14 protein-coding genes and 2 tRNA genes are annotated in these 21,024 nt (G+C 73.5%); 9 read left to right on the forward strand and 7 right to left on the reverse strand.

The window, feature by feature from the left end:
- Window positions 1–50: 50 nt before the first annotated feature.
- Together OG927_RS16750 and OG927_RS16755 are read right to left on the reverse strand one after the other, a co-directional pair.
- On the reverse strand, window positions 51–4,232 hold the full coding sequence (locus tag OG927_RS16750) for a PAS domain-containing protein (protein WP_330320382.1): 4,182 nt from the start codon (window positions 4,230–4,232) through the stop codon (window positions 51–53).
- 342 nt (window positions 4,233–4,574) lie between these two features.
- Window positions 4,575–5,045 (reverse strand): SSI family serine proteinase inhibitor, encoded by a 471-nt coding sequence (locus tag OG927_RS16755; RefSeq protein WP_209470129.1) that lies wholly within the window; start codon window positions 5,043–5,045, stop codon window positions 4,575–4,577.
- 277 nt (window positions 5,046–5,322) lie between these two features.
- Here OG927_RS16755 and OG927_RS16760 point away from each other — a divergent pair.
- Window positions 5,323–5,413: transfer RNA gene (locus tag OG927_RS16760), tRNA-Ser, on the forward strand.
- A 230-nt stretch (window positions 5,414–5,643) separates the two neighbouring features.
- A tRNA-Arg gene (locus OG927_RS16765) sits at window positions 5,644–5,716 on the forward strand.
- 110 nt (window positions 5,717–5,826) lie between these two features.
- Here OG927_RS16765 and OG927_RS16770 read toward each other — a convergent pair.
- The 5 genes from OG927_RS16770 to OG927_RS16790 form a co-directional block, all read right to left on the reverse strand.
- The gene (locus OG927_RS16770) at window positions 5,827–6,624 is read right to left on the reverse strand and encodes an NERD domain-containing protein (protein ID WP_330320383.1); all 798 of its coding nucleotides are present in this window, start codon (window positions 6,622–6,624) and stop codon (window positions 5,827–5,829) included.
- Window positions 6,625–7,028: 404 nt separating this feature from the next.
- A complete protein-coding gene (locus tag OG927_RS16775) occupies window positions 7,029–8,222 on the reverse strand; it encodes an NAD(P)/FAD-dependent oxidoreductase (protein WP_056793086.1) in 1,194 nt (397 codons plus the stop codon).
- A gap of 93 nt (window positions 8,223–8,315) precedes the next feature.
- The gene (sigJ, locus tag OG927_RS16780) at window positions 8,316–9,260 is read right to left on the reverse strand and encodes an RNA polymerase sigma factor SigJ (protein ID WP_056793085.1); all 945 of its coding nucleotides are present in this window, start codon (window positions 9,258–9,260) and stop codon (window positions 8,316–8,318) included.
- A gap of 300 nt (window positions 9,261–9,560) precedes the next feature.
- On the reverse strand, window positions 9,561–10,664 hold the full coding sequence (locus OG927_RS16785; protein ID WP_330320384.1) for a winged helix DNA-binding domain-containing protein: 1,104 nt from the start codon (window positions 10,662–10,664) through the stop codon (window positions 9,561–9,563).
- A gap of 238 nt (window positions 10,665–10,902) precedes the next feature.
- On the reverse strand, window positions 10,903–11,478 hold the full coding sequence (locus OG927_RS16790; RefSeq protein WP_371612595.1) for a DinB family protein: 576 nt from the start codon (window positions 11,476–11,478) through the stop codon (window positions 10,903–10,905).
- Window positions 11,479–11,578: 100 nt separating this feature from the next.
- Here OG927_RS16790 and OG927_RS16795 point away from each other — a divergent pair, with 100 nt between their 5' ends.
- From OG927_RS16795 to OG927_RS16825, 7 genes are all read left to right on the forward strand, one after another.
- Window positions 11,579–12,628 carry a helix-turn-helix transcriptional regulator gene (locus tag OG927_RS16795; protein WP_209470125.1) on the forward strand — a complete coding sequence of 350 codons (1,050 nt, stop codon included), beginning with the start codon at window positions 11,579–11,581 and terminating at the stop codon, window positions 12,626–12,628.
- Between the two features lie 100 nt (window positions 12,629–12,728).
- Window positions 12,729–13,628 carry a DUF2797 domain-containing protein gene (locus OG927_RS16800; protein ID WP_330320385.1) on the forward strand — a complete coding sequence of 300 codons (900 nt, stop codon included), beginning with the start codon at window positions 12,729–12,731 and terminating at the stop codon, window positions 13,626–13,628.
- A gap of 83 nt (window positions 13,629–13,711) precedes the next feature.
- Complete coding sequence (locus tag OG927_RS16805; protein WP_330320386.1) at window positions 13,712–14,608, forward strand: amidohydrolase family protein; 897 nt, start codon at window positions 13,712–13,714, stop codon at window positions 14,606–14,608.
- A gap of 140 nt (window positions 14,609–14,748) precedes the next feature.
- Window positions 14,749–15,486, forward strand: coding sequence for a response regulator transcription factor (locus OG927_RS16810; protein ID WP_056793081.1), 738 nt, complete (start codon window positions 14,749–14,751; stop codon window positions 15,484–15,486).
- Between the two features lie 28 nt (window positions 15,487–15,514).
- Window positions 15,515–17,215 carry a HAMP domain-containing sensor histidine kinase gene (locus OG927_RS16815; RefSeq protein WP_330320387.1) on the forward strand — a complete coding sequence of 567 codons (1,701 nt, stop codon included), beginning with the start codon at window positions 15,515–15,517 and terminating at the stop codon, window positions 17,213–17,215.
- A 26-nt stretch (window positions 17,216–17,241) separates the two neighbouring features.
- On the forward strand, window positions 17,242–18,546 hold the full coding sequence (locus OG927_RS16820; RefSeq protein ID WP_056793079.1) for a bifunctional glycosyltransferase family 2/GtrA family protein: 1,305 nt from the start codon (window positions 17,242–17,244) through the stop codon (window positions 18,544–18,546).
- Window positions 18,543–20,723 (forward strand): mannosyltransferase YkcB-related protein, encoded by a 2,181-nt coding sequence (locus OG927_RS16825; RefSeq protein ID WP_330320388.1) that lies wholly within the window; start codon window positions 18,543–18,545, stop codon window positions 20,721–20,723. The genes OG927_RS16820 and OG927_RS16825 overlap by 4 nt, the downstream gene beginning before the upstream one ends.
- The last annotated feature ends 301 nt before the right edge of the window (window positions 20,724–21,024 follow it).

A 21,024-nucleotide genomic window follows, 5' to 3' on the forward strand; every position in this document is an offset into this window, starting at 1 on the left:
AGTCCCGTACCGCCCTCGCCCCCTGTGCCCTCCGGTGACGGCGCAGGCCGTCAGTTCGTTCCTATCTTCGCCAGCAGATCGACGATGCGGGACTGCACCTCGTCGCTCGTCGACCGCTCGGCGAGGAAGAGCACGGTCTCACCCGAGGCGAGCCGCGGTAGCTCCGCCTCGTCCATACCGGTCGAGGTGTAGACGACGAGCGGCGTGCGGTTCAGCCGGCCGTTCGCCCGCAGCCAGTCGATGATCCCGGCGCGCCGGCGCCGTACCTGCATCAGGTCCATCACCACCAGGTTCGGCCGCATCCGGGTGGCGAGGTCGACCGCCTCGCTGTCGCCCGACGCCCGCAGGACCTGCATGCCGCGGCGCTCCAGCGTCTCGGTCAGAGCCAGCGCGATCTCCTCGTGCTCCTCGATCACCAGCACCCGCGGAGGGTGCTGGTCGCTGTCGCGCGGGGCGAGCGCCTTGAGGAGGACTGCCGGGTCGGCACCGTACGCGGCCTCCCGGGTGGCCTGCCCCAGGCCGGCCGTCACCAGCACCGGAACCTCCGCCGCCACGGCCGCCTGGCGCAGCGACTGCAACGCCGTACGCGTGATCGGACCGGTCAGCGGATCGACGAACAACGCCGCGGGGAACGCAGCGATCTGGGCGTCGACCTCCTCGCGGGAGTGCACGATCACCGGGCGGTAACCGCGGTCGCTGAGGGCCTGCTGGGTGGACACGTCCGGAGCGGGCCAGACGAGCAGCCGCCGGGGGTTGTCCAGCGGCTCCGGGGGGAGCTCGTCGTCGACGGGCCGGGGCTGCGGACGGTTGGCCACCTCGACGGCCCCACCGGGGCCGTCCAGCGGCTCCGGCCCCTCGGCGCCCTCGTCGGGCGCCCCTATCGCGTACGCACGACCCTCGGCCGCGGGGGCGGACAGCAGCTGCCCCGAACCGGAGCCCTGCGTGGTGCCGCCCGGCGCGGCCTGCTGCGGCGGCACGGGAGCCGGCGCGGCGGGCTGCCCGGGGACGGGCGCAGCCGGGCGCTCCGCCTCGGGCGGGGCGGCGAGCTTGCGACGGCGTCCGGCACCGCCGAGCGTCTGGTTCTGCTGGTGCGCCAGGTGCTGCGCGAACGGCACGCCCTGTCCCAGGGTCCGCACGCTGAACGCACGGCCCTGCGTCGAATCCGACGAAGCGGACTCGGGCATCGGCTCCTCGGCGGGCAGCGGCCGACGCCGGGCGTCCGGCAGGGGGGCGTGCGCGCCGTCGGCCGGATGAGGCGCCGGTGCCCGCTCCGCCACGGAGTCGGGCTCGGGCGGGGTGGCGATGGTGCCTGTGGTGTGGGTGGTGTTGCCGGGGCCCACCCAGGACTCGTCGGCCGCCGGATCCGGTGCGTCGGCTCCGGCGGGCACGTCGTCGTGCAGTGTGAGCGCGGCCGGGCCCCGACCCGACGTGCCGGTCTCCACCCACTCCGGCTGCGGAGGAACGGCGGGCAGGGGCTGCCCGGGGCCGGTCGGCCGGCCGGACTGCTCCGGCGCTTCCGCGGGGCGCGCCCTACGGCGGCCGGATGCCACGGGGTGCGCCCGCGGCGGGGTGTGGTCCGCGTCGGGTGCGGTCCGTACGACGTCGTGGCGCTCCGGCAGCGGAACATCCGCCCCGCCCACGGCGGGAACGGGCCGGCCGCCGGCGCGGGGAGCCTCCGGCGTGACGGCCGTTGCTCCGGGCGCGACGGGCGGTGCCGGTGCGGCAGGCGGTGCGGGGACGACGGCCGGTGCCGGTGCGACAGGCGGCGTCGGCGCGGCGGGTGCTGACGGTGCGACTGCGGCTTCGGGCACGGGAGGCGCTTGTGGCGCGACCGGCGGGACCATGGCTGCGGGCGCTGCGGGCGCTGCGGGCGGGACGCGGTCCGCGTCGGCCGGCGGCAGCGCGAACGCGCTGCGCGGGGCCTCGGCCGGCGCGGAGTGCTCCTGGGTGGCCGAGAGAGCTCGCCTGGCCCGGCGCCCCCCGGACTGCTGTGCCTGAAGCCCTTGCTGAGCCTGGTGCCCCTGCTGGGGCGCCTCGGCAGAAGCGAGGGCCGGAAGAGCGTTCTGGTTCCCGCTGCCCGGACGCGTCCGCATCCCCTGGGCCTCGTGCGGTACCCCTTGGGGCGGCACGGTCTGCCCGCGCTGCGGTCGTCCACCACCGCCCTGGGCGCCCTCGGCAGCCGTCACCACGGACCCCTCGGAGGGGGAGCTGGGCGCCGCTGAGGGAAGTGCCAGGGCCTGCCGGGGCTGTTCCGGCCGGACCTCGGCACCCGTACCCGTTTCCGCCGGGCTGGGGCGGCCACGCCTGCGCCCGGATCCCTCGCTCTGCGGGGACGGGGCATCCTGGCTCCCCTGCTCCTGCGCGGGCTCCACTTCACGACGCGCCCTGCGGCGCCCGGTCGGCTCGGCCGCGGCCGTGTCCTCGGACGCCTCGACGGAACTCTCCAGGAACGCGTCCGTGGACGCCCTGCGGGCCCGGCGCCGGCCGCCCTGTGTGGGCTGGGGCGCAGGCGCCGGCTCCGGCTCCGGCACGACGGGCTCTTCGGGCACCGGCACCGGCATCGGTACGGGCGCGATCGTCCCGGAGCCCGCCCCGAGCGGCACCTCCAGGACGTACGCGCTCCCACTCATCCCGGGCATCTCGTGCGTCTGGAGCACGCCGCCGTGTGCCTGAACGATCCCGCGCACGATCGGCACATGCACCGGATCACCCCCGGCGAACGGCCCGCGCACCTCGATGCGTACGACGTCACCACGTTGTGCCGCGGCCACGACGATCGTCGAGTCGACGTACCCACCGCCCGGCACCAGCCGTGCCTTACCGGTCGAGTCGACACCGGCCACGTCGGCGACGAGGTGGGCCAGCGCCGTGATCAGCCGGCCCGGATCGATCTCGGCCTCGATCGGCGGTGCGTGTACGGCGAACTGGGCGCGGCCGGGCCCGATCAGCTCCACCGCGCCGTCGATGCCCGCCGTCACCACCGAGTCCAGCAGCACCGGCTGCTTGACGAGTTCCTCCGTGCCACTGTCCAGACGCTGGTAGCTCAGTACGTTGTCGACGAGCGTCGTCATCCGGGCGTAGCCCGCCGCGAGGTGGTGCAGGATCTGGTTGGCCTCGGGCCAGAGCTGGCCTGCCGGGTCGGCCGCGAGCGTGGAGAGTTCGCCCCGCAGCTCCTCCAGCGGGCCGCGCAGGGACTCGCCGAGGACCGCGGTCAGTTGGGTGTGCCGTGACTCGAGGCCGATGAGGCGGTCGGCCTGTTCCTCCAGCTCGGAGGCGTACCGCTCGGCCCGGTCGGCCAGCTCCGCGGCGTGCTGCTCGGTCAGTGCGGCGACCTCGGCCCGGTGGCTCTCGGTGAGCTCGGCGATCTCGGCGGCGTGCCGCTCGGTCAGCCCCGTGACCTCGTCGGTGTGCTGCTCGGTCAGCTCCTCGTAGGGCCTGCGGTCGGTGAACGTCATGACGGCACCGACCAGCTGGTCCCCGTCGCGTACCGGCGCCGTGGTCAGGTCGACCGGCACCTGGTCGCCGCTCCTGGACCAGAGCACCTGGCCGCGCACCCGGTGCTTCCGCCCGGACTTGAGCGTGTCCGCGAGCGGGGAGCCGTCGTACGGGAACGGCTCGCCGTCCGCCCGCGAGTGCAGGATCAGCGTGTGCAGTTCCTTGCCGCCGAGATCGCTGGCACGGAAGCCGAGGATCTGCGCGGCGGCGGGGTTGACCAGGACGACCCGGCCGTCCATGTCCGTACCGACGACGCCCTCGGAGGCGGCCCGCAGGATCATCTCGGTCTGACGCTGCGAACGGGCCAGCTCGGCCTCGGTGTCGACGGTGCCGGAGAGATCCCGGACGACGAGCATGAGCAGCTCGTCACCGGTGTAGCTGGAGTTGATGTCGTTGTAGCCGGCCTGGCCGCTGTCCAGGCTTGCGCTGGTGACCTCGACGGGGTACTCGGTGCCGTCGGTCCGGCGCGCGATCATCCGTGTGGGCTTGGTCCTGCCCTGCTCGTCCGCAGCATCCGGCCTTCGCATCGACCCCGGGATCAGCCTGGAGTCGAACTCCGGAAGCAGATCGAGCAGTCCGCGGCCCACGAGCGCGGTGCCCGGGGTCTCGAACATTTCGAGGGCGATGGTGTTGGCGTTGACGACCGTGCCGTTTGCGTTGACGAGCAGGAGCCCGTCCGGAAGGGCGTCGAGTATGGCTGCGAGGCGAGCAGCGCCTCGGGATGGCCTGCTGCTCACGAGACGCTTCCTCCCTGAATACCGCACCTTGCCGACAGCGGGCCCCATCCTGCCCCTCGGGCCTCAGGCTGTCACGCGACGAGTCTAAAGGCAGGCACGGCCTGCGCGGCGGCGGATGAGGGGGAGCTCTCACCAAGGTTCTGTGCACACGGTGTACGCCGGTGGCCTATGACGTGCCTGCGAGCGCCCCCTGTGACGTGCTCCGATGTGCGTCGGCCCGCCTCGCGGGAGCCCCGGCGCACGCCCTGCGGAAGCTCGCCTCAGGTGCTCTCGTGGAACCGTCCGTGGGCCACCGGACGGTCCACGGACGGTTCCACGAGGTGGTCCGCTGCCGACCGGTGGCTACCTGGCCGACGGCAGCACCGGCACGAGGTTGTTCCAGCGCGAGATCTCGCATCCGTTGGAGCGGCTGAACCGCGCGTCGACGTTCTCCCCCTGCCAGGTCCCGCTGACCCGGGCGGCGGCCGGCCCTCCGGCCTGCATGGTGCACATGGCGTTCCGGTCCGTCGGTACGAAGGGGTTCTCGCCCGACTTCGCGGCCTCGTCCAGAAGGTCGCAGGCCCGCTGCGCCGCGAGGTGGCTGCCGCCCGCCGGACCGCACTCGAGCTCGAACGTCCCGTTGGCCGCCGGATTACCGGACTCCGAGACCGTCACCGTGAGCCGGGTCTGCGTGTCCTGCTGGGCGAGCCAGTCCCCTTGGAGCACGGGCAGCGGCGGAAGCGGGAGGAGGGGGGACGTGGCCGTCGCGACGGGTGCGGCGGCGGCCAGCGCGGCCAGGGACGCGACGGCGGTGAGGGTGAGACGGCGCAGCATGCGGGCTCCTGTGGTTCTGCGGGCTGCCCCCGCGCACGCCGGTGGGTGCGTGCGCGGGGGCAGGCGGTCGGTGGCTGACAGAGGGCGGAGCCCTCGCACTCTCTAACGCTCCGCACGTCCGCACGTTGCGCAACTCATGGGGGGCCGACCGGAAACAGGCCGCAAGGCGCTTTGCCTCGCCGCCGACCTGCCTAGTACGGTGGGTGGCGATTGGTGACAGCACGCTCGTCTGTGTCATCATCTGCACGCACCACTCGCGCTTGCCGCGGGGTGTGCTGGAGGCGTCGCCTAGTCCGGTCTATGGCGCCGCACTGCTAATGCGGTTTGGGTCTTAAAGCCCATCGAGGGTTCAAATCCCTCCGCCTCCGCAAGATCCCGAAGCCCCGTGCCCCTGGCACGGGGCTTCGGTCGTGTACCGGCAGGAGAGAGCACTCGCGCAGGGCCGCAAAGCAGGGCTCCGGGCGGCGCTTTCGCAGGTCAGGACAGGTGTGGCTAATGGATTTCGCGTGACGGCGCCGGTCATGTAATGTTGTTCTCGCAACGCCGACCAGGCAGAAAAACGCCGGGGGAGCGGGACCGAGGCTCAGGCCGAGGACAAGCACTCGTAGCTTAACGGATAGAGCATCTGACTACGGATCAGAAGGTTGCAGGTTCGAATCCTGCCGAGTGCACAGCAAGTGAGAGGCCCCGGAGAGATCCGGGGCCTCTTGCGTTTCCCCGGGAGCAGTGCCGACCGGAGTGGTGGCGACCGGTTGCGCCGGTGGGGTGTGGGGGTCGCGCCTCAGCGCGCGGTGGTCCAGGAGCGTTGGTCGCGCGCCACGGCGTACACGGCTTCCACCTGTTCGGGGCTCAGTACGCCCGTCGAGGGCGCCAGGGCGGCCAGGTCTCGGGAGTCGAGAGCGCGCACGCCGTTCGCCGAGGGCTCCACGGTGAGGACGGCAGGCCGGACGAAGACGAGCACGGGGTGCACGACTACGGGGAAGCCGCACCCCCGTTCGAGCACGCGCGTCACGAGGGCCGCCTCGCGCCGGCTGTTGCGGAGGTAGGGGCGCTCCTCCCCGTGGTTGACCCGGACGGTGTGTTCACCGACCCGGACGGACTTGTCGCGATGATTCTTCGTGTTGATGGAGAAGACGCCGCCGAGGCCCACGACCAGGTGATCGATGTCCCAGGTCGGGGAGAGCGGTACGGAGTGCAGGGTGCGCCAGCGGTGTGGTGACAGCCGGGAGAGCCGGGCCAGTTCACGGCCCACGACGCGCTCGCCGCGGAGCCCGGCCTTCCAGGAGTCGGCCTCGGTGGGACGCTTGAGCATCCATGCGAGGCAGCGCTCCAGGGGCCCGGGAGAGATCTCCTCGATCTTCTTCTTCAGTGCGGCACCGGGACGCCGCCGGGCCAGGTCGTGCTCGGGCGGAGGGGGGAGAGAGCGGTCCGGTGCGACCACGCGGTGGGATGCCGAGTGCCGGGTCATGTGCGGGGCCAGGGCGTCCAGGACAGGCTGACGCCACGCCTCGTCCTTGACTTCGATGTGTCCGGTGTTCCGGTCGAACCACGCCACGGCCGTGCCATCAGGCGCGTTCACGTACAGCCGGTCCAGCCCGTGACGCTTCCATTCCGAAACCCGTAACCCGGTCACGCCTGCCCCCCTGGCTCCGCGTACCTCGTACCTCCATGGGACCAGGAGCGCCCCCGCCCCACAAGGCCGTCCGGGTGCGGGCTCCGTGGTCGGGTCCGGTCCCGCAGCCCTCCTCCCCCGGCTGGTGAAGCGCTGGGCGGGGCCGGAGTTCGAGGGGTGCGGGTCCGGACCCTTCCGAGTGCACAGCCGAAGAGGGCCGCCGGGGGATCCAGGGGCCCTCTTCCTCCTGGGGCGGGCAGTGGGCGACGGGTTGGGGAGCCGGGGGTGGAGACCGGGCTGCCGCGCCCCACCCGCCTCTTCGGGCTCGGAGCCCGCGTCGTCGTCCACCCGCACCCGGGAGCCGCGGCGGGTCAGGCCGACTCGGTGGCCGGGACCGTGCGGGTCCGCTCCTGCGCGATGCGGCGGCGCCGACTCGGCATCCCGAGTGTCGGGTTGGCGACGCTCCATGCCGCGCCCTTGCAGACCAGCTCCTTGTACAGGGCGGCGAACCGTCCGGTCAGGGCCGCGCGGACGGCGCGGTCGTCGGCCGTGACGTACTGGATCAGGCCCTCCTTGCGGCCCAGCGAGATGCACTGGTTGAAGTAGCGGAGAGGAGCGTCGGGGAGCTTCCCGCCGGTCAGGCGTGCCGCGAGGGAGTCGGCGGCCTGCCACGCGGCGGGAATGCCCGTGGCGCACGACATCCGCAGCGGCTTGTCGCCGGGACCCATGGCCATGGCCGCGTCCCCGATGGCGTACACGTCCGGGTGCGAGACCGAGCGCATGGTCCCGTCGACGACGATCTGACCCGTCCCGGTGACCTCCAGAGTGCTGGCCCGCGCGATCGGGTGGACCGCGAAGCCGGTGGTCCACACGGTGACGGCGGCCGGGACGAACGTGCCGTCGGCGGTGGCGACGCGGTCGGCGTCCACGCCGCTGACGGCGGTGTGCTCGTGCACGGTGATGCCGAGCCCGTCGAAGACCTTCCGTACGTGCCGGCGGCCTGCGGGCGAGAGCCAGTCGCCGAGCCCTCCGCGGGCGGCGAGGGCGACGTCGAGGTCCGGGCGCGCTTCGGCGATCTCGGCCGCGGCCTCCAGGCCGGTGAGGCCGCCGCCGACGACGACCACGGGCTGACCGGCGCCGAGGCCGGCCAGCCGCTCGCGCAGCCGGAGGGCGCCGGGGCGTCCGGCGAGATCGTGGGCGTGTTCGGCGGTGCCGGGGACGCCGTGGGTGTCCCAGCCGCTGCCGAGGGCGTAGACGAGGCTGTCGTACTCCAGCTCCTCGTCGCCGTCCGCGCCGGTGACGGCGACGGTTCTCCGGTCGACGTCGACGCCGGTGACCTTCGCGAGCCTCAGGGCGACGCCGGTGCCTGCGAACATCCGGCGGAACGGGCGGGGTCGGAGGTCCTGGCCGACCGCCAGCTGGTGCAGCCGGACGCGCTCGGCGAAGTCGGGCTCGGCGTTGACGAGGGTGATGGCGACGTCCTCGCGGTGCAGACGCCTGGCGAGGCGTCCGGCGGCGACGGCCCCGGTGTATCCGGCTCCGATGACGATGATGCGGTGCTGCATGTCCTGGCTCCTGTCTCGCGCGGATTCGCCCCTTGAACCGGGTAGCCCACCGATTCCTGACAGGACCTCGATGTGAAGCACCTCACATCGAGGTCAGAAGACGTGGAGCAGGGGCTCTCCGTGTTCCGTGGCCGCCCACCGGCGGGTCGCGCGTTCGAGCTTGTCGGGGTTGGCCTGGCTACGGAAAGCGGCGATGCCGTCGGCGGTGATCTCCAGGCACATGACGCCGATGACCCGGCCGTCGAGGACCACCGCGAGGGCGGGGGTGTTGTTGGCGGTCGTGGAGTACACCGCGGGGGAGCCGCCCACGAGGGCGCGCTTGGCCTTGCCGGGCTTGAACAGGCCCCGCATGAACGTCGCGACCGCGAGAGCGCCCTCGAACGCCTTGGTGCGGGCCGGGACCTTCCCGCCGCCGTCACCGATCGCGATGGCGTCGGCGGTGAGCAGCCGCACGAGGGGCTCGGTCCGGCCGCTGGTGGCGGCGGCGAGGAACTCGTCGACGATCCGCCGGGCGGCGGCTGCGTCGATCTCGGTGCGGGCCCTGCCGTCCACGACGTGCTTCTTGGCGCGGTGGTAGAGCTGCTGGCTGGCGGCCTCGGTGATGTCGAGGGTCTCCGCGATCTTCCGGTGCGGGTAGTCGAAGGCCTCCCGCAGCACGTACACCACCCGCTCGTTGGGTGAGAGACGCTCCATGAGGGCGAGGACCGCGTACGAGACCGATTCGCGCTGCTCGACGGTGTCGGCGGGACCGAGCATCGGGTCTCCGGCGAGCAGCGGCTCGGGCAGCCACTGGCCCACATAGGTCTCGCGCCGTGCGCGGGCCGAGGTGAGCTGGTTGAGGCACAGGTTGGTGAGGACCTTCGTCAACCAGGCCTCGGGGACCTCGATGCGGTCGATGTCGGCGGCCTGCCAGCGCAGGAACGTGTCCTGCACGGCGTCCTCGGCATCGCTCGCGGAGCCGAGGAGGCGGTAGGCGATGGCCTCCAGGCGGGGCATGGAGGCCGCGAACCGGTCCGTGTGGTTCGTGGTCGGGGCCATGGCCCGGATCCTAGTCCGGCTCCACCGGGCTTCACATCCGAGTACGACCGCGTGGTGGGGCTGCTGTCCGGAGCGATCCGGTGTGCCGGGCCCCGACCGGAGGGGTGAGCTGATCGATGCGGGTCTCTCGCTCGGGGGCAGTACGGGGGCGAGAGCGAGGGCGCGTACGGCGTGAGCCCCCGCGGGGCACCCCCTCCCGGCGCAGACCGACCCCTGGGAGAACGCCGGACCGGTCGGGGCGTACGGGGCAGAAGGCGTCGAGCCGTACACGGCCGGTCCGTACACGGCCGCGGAGTACGGTCAGAAGGCGTCGAGCCGTACGCGCCGGCTCTCGCCGTCGGACAGGAACGACGCCAGCGCCTCCCCCTCCTCGGCGACGCGGGCGCGGTCGGCCGGGGAGAGGCGGTGCAGGGGCGAGACGGTCACGGTTCCGGCCTGCACGGTCCAGGTCGCGGCGACCCGGCCGTCGACCAGGACGAAGCGGGCGCCGGTGACGGACAGGCCGCGGTGGGCGTCGTCGATGATCCGGGTGCGGTCGTCGTAGCCGAGGACGACGTTGTCGAACGCCGGCAGGAACCGTACGGGCGCCGGTACGTCGGGGCCGGGGCGCGGTGCGTCGGGGAGGTCCAGCAGTTCCCGGCCCCGCTCGTCGCGGAAGGCGACCAGCTCCTCCCGTGACGCGGCCACCGCGGCCGGCAGTCCGGCGACCCCGCACCAGGCGCGCAGGTCGGCGGTGGCGGCGGGACCGAACGCCGCCAGATAGCGGCGCACCAGCACCTGGCCCACGGGGTCGGAGCCGTCCGGGGACGGAGGATCGACTTCGCGGCCCAGCCAGGACGCGAGCGGGACGTTGCGCACCCCGGCCTTCGTCCGCCAGAGGCCGCGCGGCGGCATCTGGGCCATGGGGACGAGGGCGGCGATCAGCATCTCCCCCAGGGCGCGCGGCCCCGGATCCGGCCAGCGCCCGGCGACCGCCCGGGCGAGCTCGGTCATCGTGCGCGGCTCGCCGTCGGCCATGACCGCCCTGCCCGCCGCGGCCAGTTCGGCGAGGTCCACCCCTTCGAGCTCGCGCCGGTAGGTCCCGAGCACCCGCTGGCGCAGCATGGCTTCGTGGCGGCCACGCCAGGCCAGGGCGTCGTCGGCGGTGACGAGGTGGACGGTACGGCGCATGAGATGGGTCCGCACCACACTCCGCCCGGCCAGCAGGCCCGAGAGGGTCGCCGGGTCGAACGCGCGCAGTCGCGACCAGAGTCCGACGAACGGTTCCTGTGGTTCCTGCGCCTGCAGACCGCCGAGGTGCGCGACGGCGTCGAGAACCGGTACGTCGGCCCGGTCGAGCAGCAACTGCCGGGCGACGGTCGCGCGGTTGAGCGCCCTGGCGTCGAGAACGCCTCCCCGGGTCATGACGCGGCACGCTCGTCGAGGCCGGCCGGTGCGGTCGGCCGGGTGCCCGGGCCGTGGGGGCCGGGCCGGGGCCCGGTCGGCATCGGATCGTGCGTGGTCATGGTGACGCCGCTCCTTTCCGTTCGGTGGGTGCCACGGGGTGGCTGGTGAGTCCGGTGGCCCGCGGCCCGTCGGCCGGCACCACCACCGCGGGGCGGGGGTGGTGCCGTGCGGAGGGAGGGCCGTGCCCTGTCATGGGTCAGCTCGACGTGCGACCGTCGAGCGTCTCACGCAGGAGGTCCGCGTGCCCGGCGTGCTGGGAGGTCTCGGCGATGAGGTGCGTCAGTACCCGGCGCACGCTGCGTACCGCTCCCGGTTCGTTCCAGGGGGCCTCCGGCAGCGGGTGCGTGGCCGACAGGTCGGGCACGGAGGCGATGACCTCCTCGCTCCGGGCGGCGATCCGCTCGTAGCGCGCGAGGATCCCGGCGAGCGTCTCACCGGGCAGCATCCGGAAGTCGTTCCCGTGGTCGATCGCCCACTGCGGGAACTCGCGGGCGGTACCGGCCGCGAGTTCCTCCCAGGTGACACCGTCGGGCAGGTCGTAGCGCATCGCCGAGGGGCCCTCGACCGCGAAGCGCATCCAGGCCTCCTCGAGGGACGCGACGTGCTTGATCAGCCCGCCCAGGCACAGCGTGCTGACCGTGGGGTGCGCGGCGGCCTGCTCGTCGCTGAGACCACGCGTCGTGCCGGTCAGGGCGTGGCGCGCGGCCGCGAGCCCGCCGAGCAGGTCGGCCCGCTCGGCGTCGTGGGTCGGGGGGAGCGTGGTGGTGGTCACGGTGATCGGGCTCTTCCGTTCGTTCCTGTTGTCCGGCGCGGATCAACATTCGCAAGGGAAGCGGCCAGGGTGTGTCCGCTTCTCCGGGCATCATGGGGTCGTGCTGAAGACCTCGGCGCGGCTGCTGTCGCTGCTCTCGTTGCTCCAGGCGCGTCGGGACTGGCCCGGCGCGCTCCTCGCGGACCGGCTCGACGTCAGCCCGCGCACCGTGCGGCGCGATGTCGACCGCCTACGCGAGCTCGGGTACCCCGTCGTGGCCTCCAAGGGGCCCGACGGCGGGTACCGGCTCGACGCCGGCACGGAACTGCCCCCGCTCCTCTTCGACGACCAGCAGGCCGTCGCCCTCGCCGTCGCGCTGCAGATCGCCGTCACCACCGGAGCCGGCATCGAGGAGGATGCGGCGCGCGCCCTGCACACCGTCCGGCAGGTCATGCCCGCACGGCTCCGCCGCCGTATCGACACCCTCCGGGTCACCGCCGTCGAACGGGCCGCGGTCCGGCCGGAGACCCAGGCCGACAGCGGCGTGCTCATGGCGCTGAGCACCGCCGTCCACGCCCGCGAGGTGCTGCGCTTCGACTACCCTTCCGCGTCCCCTCCGGAAGCCGGTGACGAGCGCGCGGTGGTGCCGCCGCGCCGGGTGGAGCCCCACCACCTCGTCACCCGGGGCGGGCGCTGGTACCTCGTCTCCTGGGACCTCGACCGCGAGGACTGGCGCACCTTCCGCGTGGACCGGATCACCCCGCGCACCCCGACAGGGCCCCGCTTCACCCCGCGCGAGCTGCCCGGCGGGGATGTGGCCGCGTTCGTCGTCAGCAGGTTCAGGGGCTCCGACGGAGCGGGCAACTGGCCGTGCCGGGGCGAGGTCGTCCTCGGTCTGCCCGCTGCCGAGGTGTCCCGTTACGCCGGCGACGCGTTCGTCGAGGCGATCGGCCCGGACCGCTGCCGGGTCGTCATGAGCTCGTGGTCCTGGCCCGCCCTGGCCGCCGCCGTCGGCAGGTTCGACGCCGCCATCGAGGTCGTCGGGCCTGCCGAGCTCAGGGACGCCTTCGCGCACCTGGCGCGCCGCTTCGCCGACGCAGCGTCCGGGGTGCCCGCCACCCCGCCCCGGCCCGATGAGCCGGCGGCCCGCCGAGGCCGTCGACGACAATGAGGCCGGTGGGCTTCCCGGCGAACGCCGCGGAGGCGACCGCCCTTCGGCGCGCGACCGGCCCCGCCGGCCGTCCGGCCGACGAAGAGCCGGGAGTGGGCGCATGGGCTGGCAGAGCAGCGGGCTGAGCTGGCCCCACGACGGGCCCGTCCTGGGGTGGCGGCGGAGCGACGGGGCCGGGCGGGGGCGCATGAGCGTCCTGGCGTACGGCAAGGAGCTCGGGTTCCGGGCGGAGGGCGAGCGTCGCTGTACGGGGGCGCGGGGCAATCCGTGCCCGGTCGCGGCCGTGGTGCCGGTGCGGACCACGGGGCCGCGCTGCCCGGAGTGCGCGCGGCTGGACCGGGCGCACTCGGTGGCCGCGGACACGATCGCCGACGACCCCCGGCCGTACCGGGTGTACCTCGCCTGGTTCGGGCCCGGGATGGTCAAGGTCGGGATCACTCGCGAGTCCCGGGAAGCGGCCCGGCTGCGGGAGCAGGGAGCCGTGGTCTTCACCTGGCTGGGACGCGGGCCCCTGATGGCCGCGCGGCGTACGGAGGAGGTGCTGCGCTCGGCGCTCGGGGTGCCCGACCGGATTCCGTACGCACGCAAGCGCGCTGTGCGGGGCGAGCTGCCGGGGGTGGCCGAGCGTGCCGCCGAGGTGGAGGGGCTGTACCGCCGGGCCGTGGCGCTGGAGGGCTCCGGGTGGCCGGAGACGCTGGAACGGCTGCCGTTCGAAGCCGTCGACCATGCCGGGGCGTTCGGGCTCGACACCGTGGGAGCGTCGGCGGGTGCGGTGTCGGGCCGCGTGGTGACGGGGCTTGCGGACGGCGGCGCGGTGGGTGGGCGCCTGGTGGCGGCCGCCGGGCCCGATCTGCATCTGGAGACCGCGGCGGACGGCTTCGTCGTGCTGGACACGCGGCTGATCACCGGCTGGGATCTGGTCGGGGGCGACGCGCGGGCCGTGCTGAGCGTTCCGGTCACCGCCGCGGGGGGCGGCGGGGTGCAGGACGGGCTGTTCTGAGATCGTCGCGGGACCCGGGTCACCGGGGGAAGCGACGGACGTGACGGACAAGGCGGGTGGGGCGGGTGGCACGGGTGGGGCGAGTGAGTGACGTCGACGACGGCCGTGACGACGACGGCCGTGACGAGGTCGTGCGGTTCTGGCAGCGGCTCGGACTGCCCGGGATCATCGACGTCCACACGCACTTCATGCCGGAGCCGGTGCTCCGCAAGGTGTGGGCCTACTTCGACGCGGCCGGCCCGCTGACCGGCCTGGAGTGGCCGATCACCTACCGGCACGACGAGGAGGAACGCCTTGCCCTGCTGCGCTCCTTCGGTGTGCTCCGGTTCACCTCGATGCTGTACCCGCACAAGGCCGGGATGGCGGCCTGGCTGAACGGCTGGGCGGCCGGTTTCGCGGACCGGGTGCCGGACTGCCTGCACACGGCCACCTTCTTCCCGGAGGAGGGCGTGGCGGACTACGTGCGCGAGGCGGTCGAGTCGGGGGCCCGCGTCTTCAAGTCACACCTCCAGGTCGGTGCCTACGACCCGAACGACCCCCTGCTGGAGCCCGTCTGGGGGCTCCTGGCGGAAGCCGGCGTCCCGGTGGTGACCCACTGCGGCTCCGGTCCCGTCCCGGGCGCGTACACCGGACCCGGGCCGATCGGGCGGTTGCTCTCGCGCCATCCGCGGCTGCGGCTGGTGGTGGCGCACATGGGGATGCCGGAGTACGCGGAATTCCTGGCGCTGGCGGCGGCGTACCCGGAGGTGCGCCTCGACACGACGATGGCGTTCACGGACTTCGCCGAGGACCTCACACCGTTCCCGGCGGCGGAGCGCGGCCGGCTCGCGGACCTGGGTGAGCGGATCCTGCTGGGCACGGACTTCCCGAACATCCCGTACCCGTACGCCCACCAGCTGCACGCGCTGGAGCGGCTGGGGCTGGGCGACGCCTGGCTGCGGGCCGTCTGCCACGGGAACGCGAGCGCGCTGTTCCGGTGAGGCGTGGTGCGTGGCGCCAGCGCGCGCTGTTCCGGTGAGGCGGCGGCAGGCCGGCGCGCCGCCGGCGGCGCTCGCAATTCTCAGGTGATTCACAGGTAGGGGAAAGGAACCTCTCACGGCCGTCTCACAGGCTGGGAGCCATGACGACGACCTCGCCCCAGGGGCGTACCGAACTGCTCAGGCCGGACCGCAGCCCCGTCCGCGTACTGGTCGTGGACGACGAGGCTCCGCTTGCCGAGCTGCTCTCCATGGCCCTGCGGTACGAGGGATGGGACGTGCGCAGCGCCGGAGACGGGGCCGGTGCGCTGCGCACGGCCCGTGACTTCCGCCCCGACGCGGTGGTCCTCGACGTGATGCTGCCCGACATGGACGGGCTCGCCGTGCTCGGCCGGCTGCGCCGGGACCTCTCCGACGTGCCCGTGCTGTTCCTGACGGCGCGGGACTCGGTGGAGGACAGGATCGCCGGGCTCACGGCGGGCGGCGACGACTACGTCACCAAGCCGTTCAGCCTGGAGGAGGTCGTGGCGCGGCTGCGCGGGCTGATCCGCCGCTCGGGCACGGCCTCGGTGCGCAGTGAGTCGACGCTCAGCGTCGGAGACCTGGTGCTCGACGAGGACAGTCACGAGGTGAGCCGGGGCGACGACTCCATCCACCTCACCGCGACCGAGTTCGAACTGCTGCGCTTCCTGATGCGCAACCCGCGCCGGGTGCTCAGCAAGGCCCAGATCCTGGACCGTGTGTGGAACTACGACTTCGGCGGCCAGGCCAACGTCGTCGAGCTCTACATCTCGTACCTGCGCAAGAAGATCGACGCGGGGCGCACCCCGATGATCCACACCCGGCGCGGGGCGGGATACCTGATCAAGCCCGGTGAGTAGCCCGGCGACCGACTCCGGGAGTGCGTCTGTGAGCAGGAAGCGGAAGAGGGCGCGGCGGCCGTGGACCCTGCGGACCCGGCTGGTCGTGTACGCGGTGTCGCTGATCGCCGTCGTCGCGGCCGTGATCGGTTCGGTCACCGCCATCGCCTTCCACAGCTACATGTACGGAAAGCTGGACGCCCAGCTGACCGACATCGCGAAGCGGGCCGACAACCGCCCGCCCGCCGGGGCGCCGGCTCCGGGCGGACTGCAGAACAGGGACCCGCTCGACTTCGTCGGCATGGGCGGCGGCCAGCCCTTCAAGACGTTCGGCGCGGTGTCCGCGGACGGTTCCGTCACCTCTTCGCAGATCGTGAAGAAGAGCAGTGAGCAGGACGCGCAGCCGACCGTGGAGCCGCTGACGGGCTCCCAGGAGCGCGCCCTGGAGGCGGCCGGAGTACCCGCGGACGGCGAGGCGCACGACGTCGACCTGCCCGGACTCGGCGGCTACCGCGTGGAGGCCGTCCCCAGGAGCGACGGTTCGACCGTCCTCGTGGGCATCCCCACCACCGAGGTGAGCGGCGCCCTCACCGCCCTGATCGCCGTCGAGGTCTGTGTCACCGGGGCGGGCCTCATCGCCGCCGGGATAGCGGGTGCGGCGATGGTCGGTGTCGCCCTGCGCCCCCTGCGCCGGGTGGCCGCCACCGCGACCCGGGTCTCCGAACTCCCGCTGCACAGCGGCGAGGTCTCCCTGTTCGAACGGGTCCCCGGCGCCGAGGCCGATCCGCGTACCGAGGTCGGCCAGGTCGGCGCGGCTCTCAACCGGATGCTGGGCCACGTCGGTTCGGCCCTGGACGCGCGCCAGAAGAGCGAGATGCGGGTACGGCAGTTCGTCGCGGACGCGAGCCATGAGCTGCGGACCCCGCTCGCCTCGATCCGCGGGTACGCGGAACTGACCCGGCGCGGCCGTGAGCACGCCGGACCCGATACCCGGCACGCCCTGGGACGGATCGAGTCCGAGGCGGAACGGATGACGGGCATGGTCGAGGACCTCCTGCTCCTGGCCCGGCTCGACGCCGGACGCCCGCTCTCGTACGAGAGCACCGATCTGTCACCGCTCGTCATCGACGCGGTGAGCGACGCACAGGCCGCGGGACGGACCGCGTCCGGGGCGGAGCCCGGGCCCACGCACCACTGGCGGCTGGAACTGCCCGACGTGCCCGCGACCGTCCTCGCCGACCCGCCGAGGATCCAGCAGGTGCTGGTCAACCTGCTGGCCAACGCCCGTACGCACACCCCGCCCGGGACCACCGTCACGGTGCGGGTGCGGGAGGCGCGCAAGAACCTGCCCCGGGTGACCCTGGAGGTGCAGGACGACGGGCCCGGCATTCCCGCCGAGCTGCTGCCGCACGTCTTCGAGCGGTTCGCACGCGGGGACGCCTCACGCTCCCGGCACGCCGGGTCGACGGGGCTGGGCCTCGCCATCGTGCAGGCCGTCGCCACCACGCACGGCGGGCTGGCCGAGGTGCGCTCGGTGCCGGGGAACACGGTGTTCGCCGTCCATCTCCCGGCGGACTCGGTGTACGAGGGCGGCCCGGCCGGCGACACCGCGGGCACCCCCGTGGACAGCCCGCCCGGCACCCCCGGGCCCGCTCTCCCCGGTGCCCCCGCGTCCGCCCTCCCCGGCACCCCCGCGTCCGGCCACCCGGCGCACTCACAGCCGGACCACAGGCTCAGCACACGGATGTGACAGCGCGGCCGCCGACCGTCGTTGTCATGCGAACCGACATCCCTTGGAGCACCTTGCCGGCCCGGGAACACCTCCTGGCCGCCGCGGTCGACGCGGCCGGTGCTCCCGTACTCGACGTGGTGGTCCCCGTCCACAACGAGGAGAAGGACCTCGAGACCTGTGTGCTGCGCCTGCACGACCATCTGGCGCGCACCTTCCCGTACCGCTTCCGCATCACCGTCGCGGACAACGCCAGCACCGACCGCACACCCCAGGTGGCGGCACAGCTCGCGGCCGTGATCCCGGAGGTGCGGTCCTACCGGCTCGAGGAGAAGGGCCGGGGGCGTGCGCTGCGGACCGTCTGGTCCCACTCCGACTCCCCGGTCCTCGCCTACATGGACGTCGACCTCTCGACCGACCTCAACGCCCTCCTGCCCCTGGTCGCCCCGCTGATCTCCGGCCACTCCGACCTGGCCATCGGCTCGCGCCTCGCCCGCAGTTCGCGCGTGGTGCGCGGCTCGAAGCGGGAGTTCATCTCGCGGTCCTACAACCTCATCCTGCGCTCCTCGCTGGCCGCCCGGTTCAGCGACGCCCAGTGCGGGTTCAAGGCGATACGGCGCGAGGTCGCACAGCGGCTGCTGCCGATGGTCGAGGACACCGGCTGGTTCTTCGACACCGAGATGCTGGTGCTCGCCGAGCGGGCCGGGCTGCGGATCCACGAGGTGCCGGTCGACTGGGTCGACGACCCGGACTCCACCGTGCACATCGTGAAGACGGCGACCGAGGACCTGAGGGGCGTCTGCCGCGTGGGCAGGGCGCTGGCCACCGGCGCCCTGCCGCTGGACCGGCTGGCCCGGCCGTTCGGTGACGACCCCCGCGACCGGGCCGTGCCCGGGGTTCCGCGCGGACTCGCCCGGCAACTGGTCGGCTTCTGCGTGGTGGGCGCGCTCTCCACGCTGGTCTACCTCGCCCTCTACTCCCTCTTCCGGCTGGGCGCCGGTCCGCAGATCGCCAACGGAGCCGCGCTCCTGGTGTCCGCCGTCGCCAACACCGCCGCGAACCGGAGGCTCACCTTCGGCGTACGTGGCCGGGGCGGTGCCGTGCGCCACCAGGCCCAGGGGCTCGTCGTCTTCGCCATCGGGCTCGCGCTCACCAGCGGGTCCCTCGCCGCGCTCGGCACGGCCTCCGGATCGCCCTCGCACGGGACGGAGCTCGCCGTGCTGATCGCGGCCAACCTCGCGGCGACGGTGCTGCGGTTCCTGCTCTTCCGAGCCTGGGTCTTCCCGGACCGGCGCGCTGACCACCAGGACGCCCGCAAGGGTTCCGCACACGAACTGGGGAACGTCCGATGACCGCCACCCGTCCCGACCACCTCCCGGCCCCGCCGGGCATCCCCGGGCCGACGGCGCCGCCGGCAGGGGCTGCCGACGGGCAGGGGCACGGCCGCCCGAGGACGCCGCTGCCGCACCGTACCTGGCGGGGCAGGCCCGAGGACCCGCGCTGGGCACGTCCCGCCTTCCTCGGCATGCTGCTGGTGATCGCGCTCGCGTACCTCTGGAACCTCAGCGCCTCCGGATACGCCAACTCCTTCTACTCCGCCGCCGTGCAGGCCGGCAGTCAGAGCTGGAAGGCCTTCTTCTTCGGTTCGCTGGACTCGGCGAACGCCATCACGGTCGACAAGCCCCCGGCGACCCTCTGGCCGATGGCCCTGTCGGTCCGGATCCTCGGCCTGAACTCCTGGGCGATCCTCGCCCCGCAGGTGCTGATGGGAGTGGCGACGGCCGGGGTCCTGTACGCCGCCGTACGCCGCCGCTTCAGTGCCCCGGCCGGGCTGATCACCATGGGCGTGTTCGCGCTGACGCCCGTGGCCGCGCTGATGTTCCGGTTCAACAACCCGGACGCGCTGCTCGCCCTGCTGATGACGGTCACCGTCTACTGCGTGCTGCGCGCGATGGAGGCCGGACGGACGAGGTGGCTGGTGTGGGCGGGTGTCGCGGTGGGCCTCGCGTTCCTGTCGAAGACCCTGCAGGCGTTCCTGATCCTGCCGCCGCTGGCCGTGCTGTACGCGGTGTCCGCCCCCGTGCCCGTGCGCACGCGGTTCGGCCAGCTCGGTCTGTCCGCCCTCGCGATGATCGTCTCGGGCGGCTGGTGGGTGGCGGTCGTCGAGCTGTGGCCCGCCTCCTCGCGCCCCTACATCGGCGGCTCGCAGAACAACTCCTTCCTGGAGCTCACCTTCGGCTACAACGGACTCGGCCGCATCAACGGCGAGGAGACCGGCAGCGTCGGCGGGGGCGGCGGTCAGGGCGGTGGCTGGGGCGAGACCGGTATCGGCCGGATGTTCAACTCCGAGATCGGCGGCCAGATCTCCTGGCTGCTGCCCGCCGCCCTGCTCCTGCTGGTCGCGGGCGTCTGGCTGACCCGGCGGGCCGGGCGGACCGACACGGCCCGTGCGGCGTTCCTCGCGTGGGGCGGCTCGCTGCTGATGACGGCCTTCGTCTTCAGCTTCATGGCCGGGATCTTCCACCAGTACTACACCGTGGCCCTGGCGCCCTCCATCGCGGCGCTGGTCGGCATGGGCGCCACGGTCCTGTGGGAGGAGCGGGCGAAGTGGTGGGCGGGTGCCGCGCTCGGCGGGACCGTCGCGGCGACGGCCGTGTGGTCGTACGTCCTGCTGGGGCGCACGCCGGACTACTTCCCCTGGCTGCGCTGGGCCGTCCTGGTCGGCGGCCTCGTCGGAGCGGCGGGGCTGCTGCTCGGCGCACGGCTGGGGCGCGTGTTCGCCCTCGCCGCTGTGGCGGTGGGCCTCACCGCGTCGCTGGCCGGCCCGGCGGCGTACACGGTCAGCACACTTAACACCGGGCACCAGGGCTCGATCGTCACCGCCGGACCGGCGGGCGCGAGCATGGGCGGCGGCCCCGGTGGCGGGGGTGGCCGGGGTGGCGGCGACGACGGCGGCGGCCCCGGTGGCGGCACGCCTCCCGGCCAGGGCGCGCAGCAGGGCGGCCCTGGGCAGGGCAACGCCCAGGGCGGCGGCCTCCCGGGTGGTGGCCGGCCCGGTCAGGGTCAGGGCCAGGGGCAGGCGGGTCAGATGCCAGGCGGTATGCCGGGTGGAGGCACGGGCGAAGGCGGCACGGGCGGCGGTGGCGGGATGGGCGGTCTGCTCAACGGAGCGTCCGTCGGTGCCGAGGCCGAGAAGCTCCTGGAACAGGACGCCGGCGACTACACCTGGTCCGCGGCGGCCATCGGCTCGCAGAACGCCGCGAGCTACCAGCTCGCCACCGGCGAACCGGTGATGGCGATCGGCGGCTTCAACGGCAGCGACCCGTCCCCGACGCTCGCCCAGTTCAAGAAGTACGTGGCGGACGGGAGGATCCACTACTTCGTCTCCGGCGGCACGGGCGGCGGCATGGGCGGCGAGGGCACCTCGTCCCAGATCTCGGCCTGGGTGGAGGAGAACTTCAAGGAGGTCACGGCGGGCAGCGCGACCTTCTACGACTTCACGCGGCCCACGAGCGAAAGCGCCGGCTGACGCCGTAGTCCCGGACGGGCGGCTACGGGGCGGTGGCCCGGGGCGAGTGCCCCGGGCCACCGCCCCGTCGCGCACCCGCACGGCTCCGCCGGCCATCGGCACCGCCACGCAGCGGACCGCCTCACCGGACCGGGAGCGGGGAGGGCCTGCGCCCCGGTGCGTCATCCGTCGGCTCCGACGGGAGCGGCTCCGGTTCGTCCGCCCCCGGGTGTAGGGAGGATCGCTTCCGGCCGCACTGCCTTATTGAGTGGTACGGCGTACAGGAGTGCCTTACGGTGTACGGCACTAGTCCTATACGCCG

The sequence above is a fragment of the Streptomyces clavifer genome (assembly GCF_036345975.1).
Classification (GTDB): Bacteria; Actinomycetota; Actinomycetes; order Streptomycetales; family Streptomycetaceae; genus Streptomyces; species Streptomyces clavifer.

Coding starts and splice junctions, on each gene's coding strand:
- OG927_RS16800 (WP_330320385.1), top strand. CDS start 12,729: ATGGGCTGGCAGAGCAGCGGGCTGAGCTGGCCCCACGACGGGCCCGTC.
- OG927_RS16820 (WP_056793079.1), top strand. CDS start 17,242: ATGCGAACCGACATCCCTTGGAGCACCTTGCCGGCCCGGGAACACCTC.
- OG927_RS16825 (WP_330320388.1), top strand. CDS start 18,543: ATGACCGCCACCCGTCCCGACCACCTCCCGGCCCCGCCGGGCATCCCC.
- OG927_RS16775 (WP_056793086.1), bottom strand. CDS start 8,222: ATGCAGCACCGCATCATCGTCATCGGAGCCGGATACACCGGGGCCGTC.
- OG927_RS16810 (WP_056793081.1), top strand. CDS start 14,749: ATGACGACGACCTCGCCCCAGGGGCGTACCGAACTGCTCAGGCCGGAC.
- OG927_RS16755 (WP_209470129.1), bottom strand. CDS start 5,045: ATGCTGCGCCGTCTCACCCTCACCGCCGTCGCGTCCCTGGCCGCGCTG.
- sigJ (WP_056793085.1), bottom strand. CDS start 9,260: ATGGCCCCGACCACGAACCACACGGACCGGTTCGCGGCCTCCATGCCC.
- OG927_RS16785 (WP_330320384.1), bottom strand. CDS start 10,664: ATGACCCGGGGAGGCGTTCTCGACGCCAGGGCGCTCAACCGCGCGACC.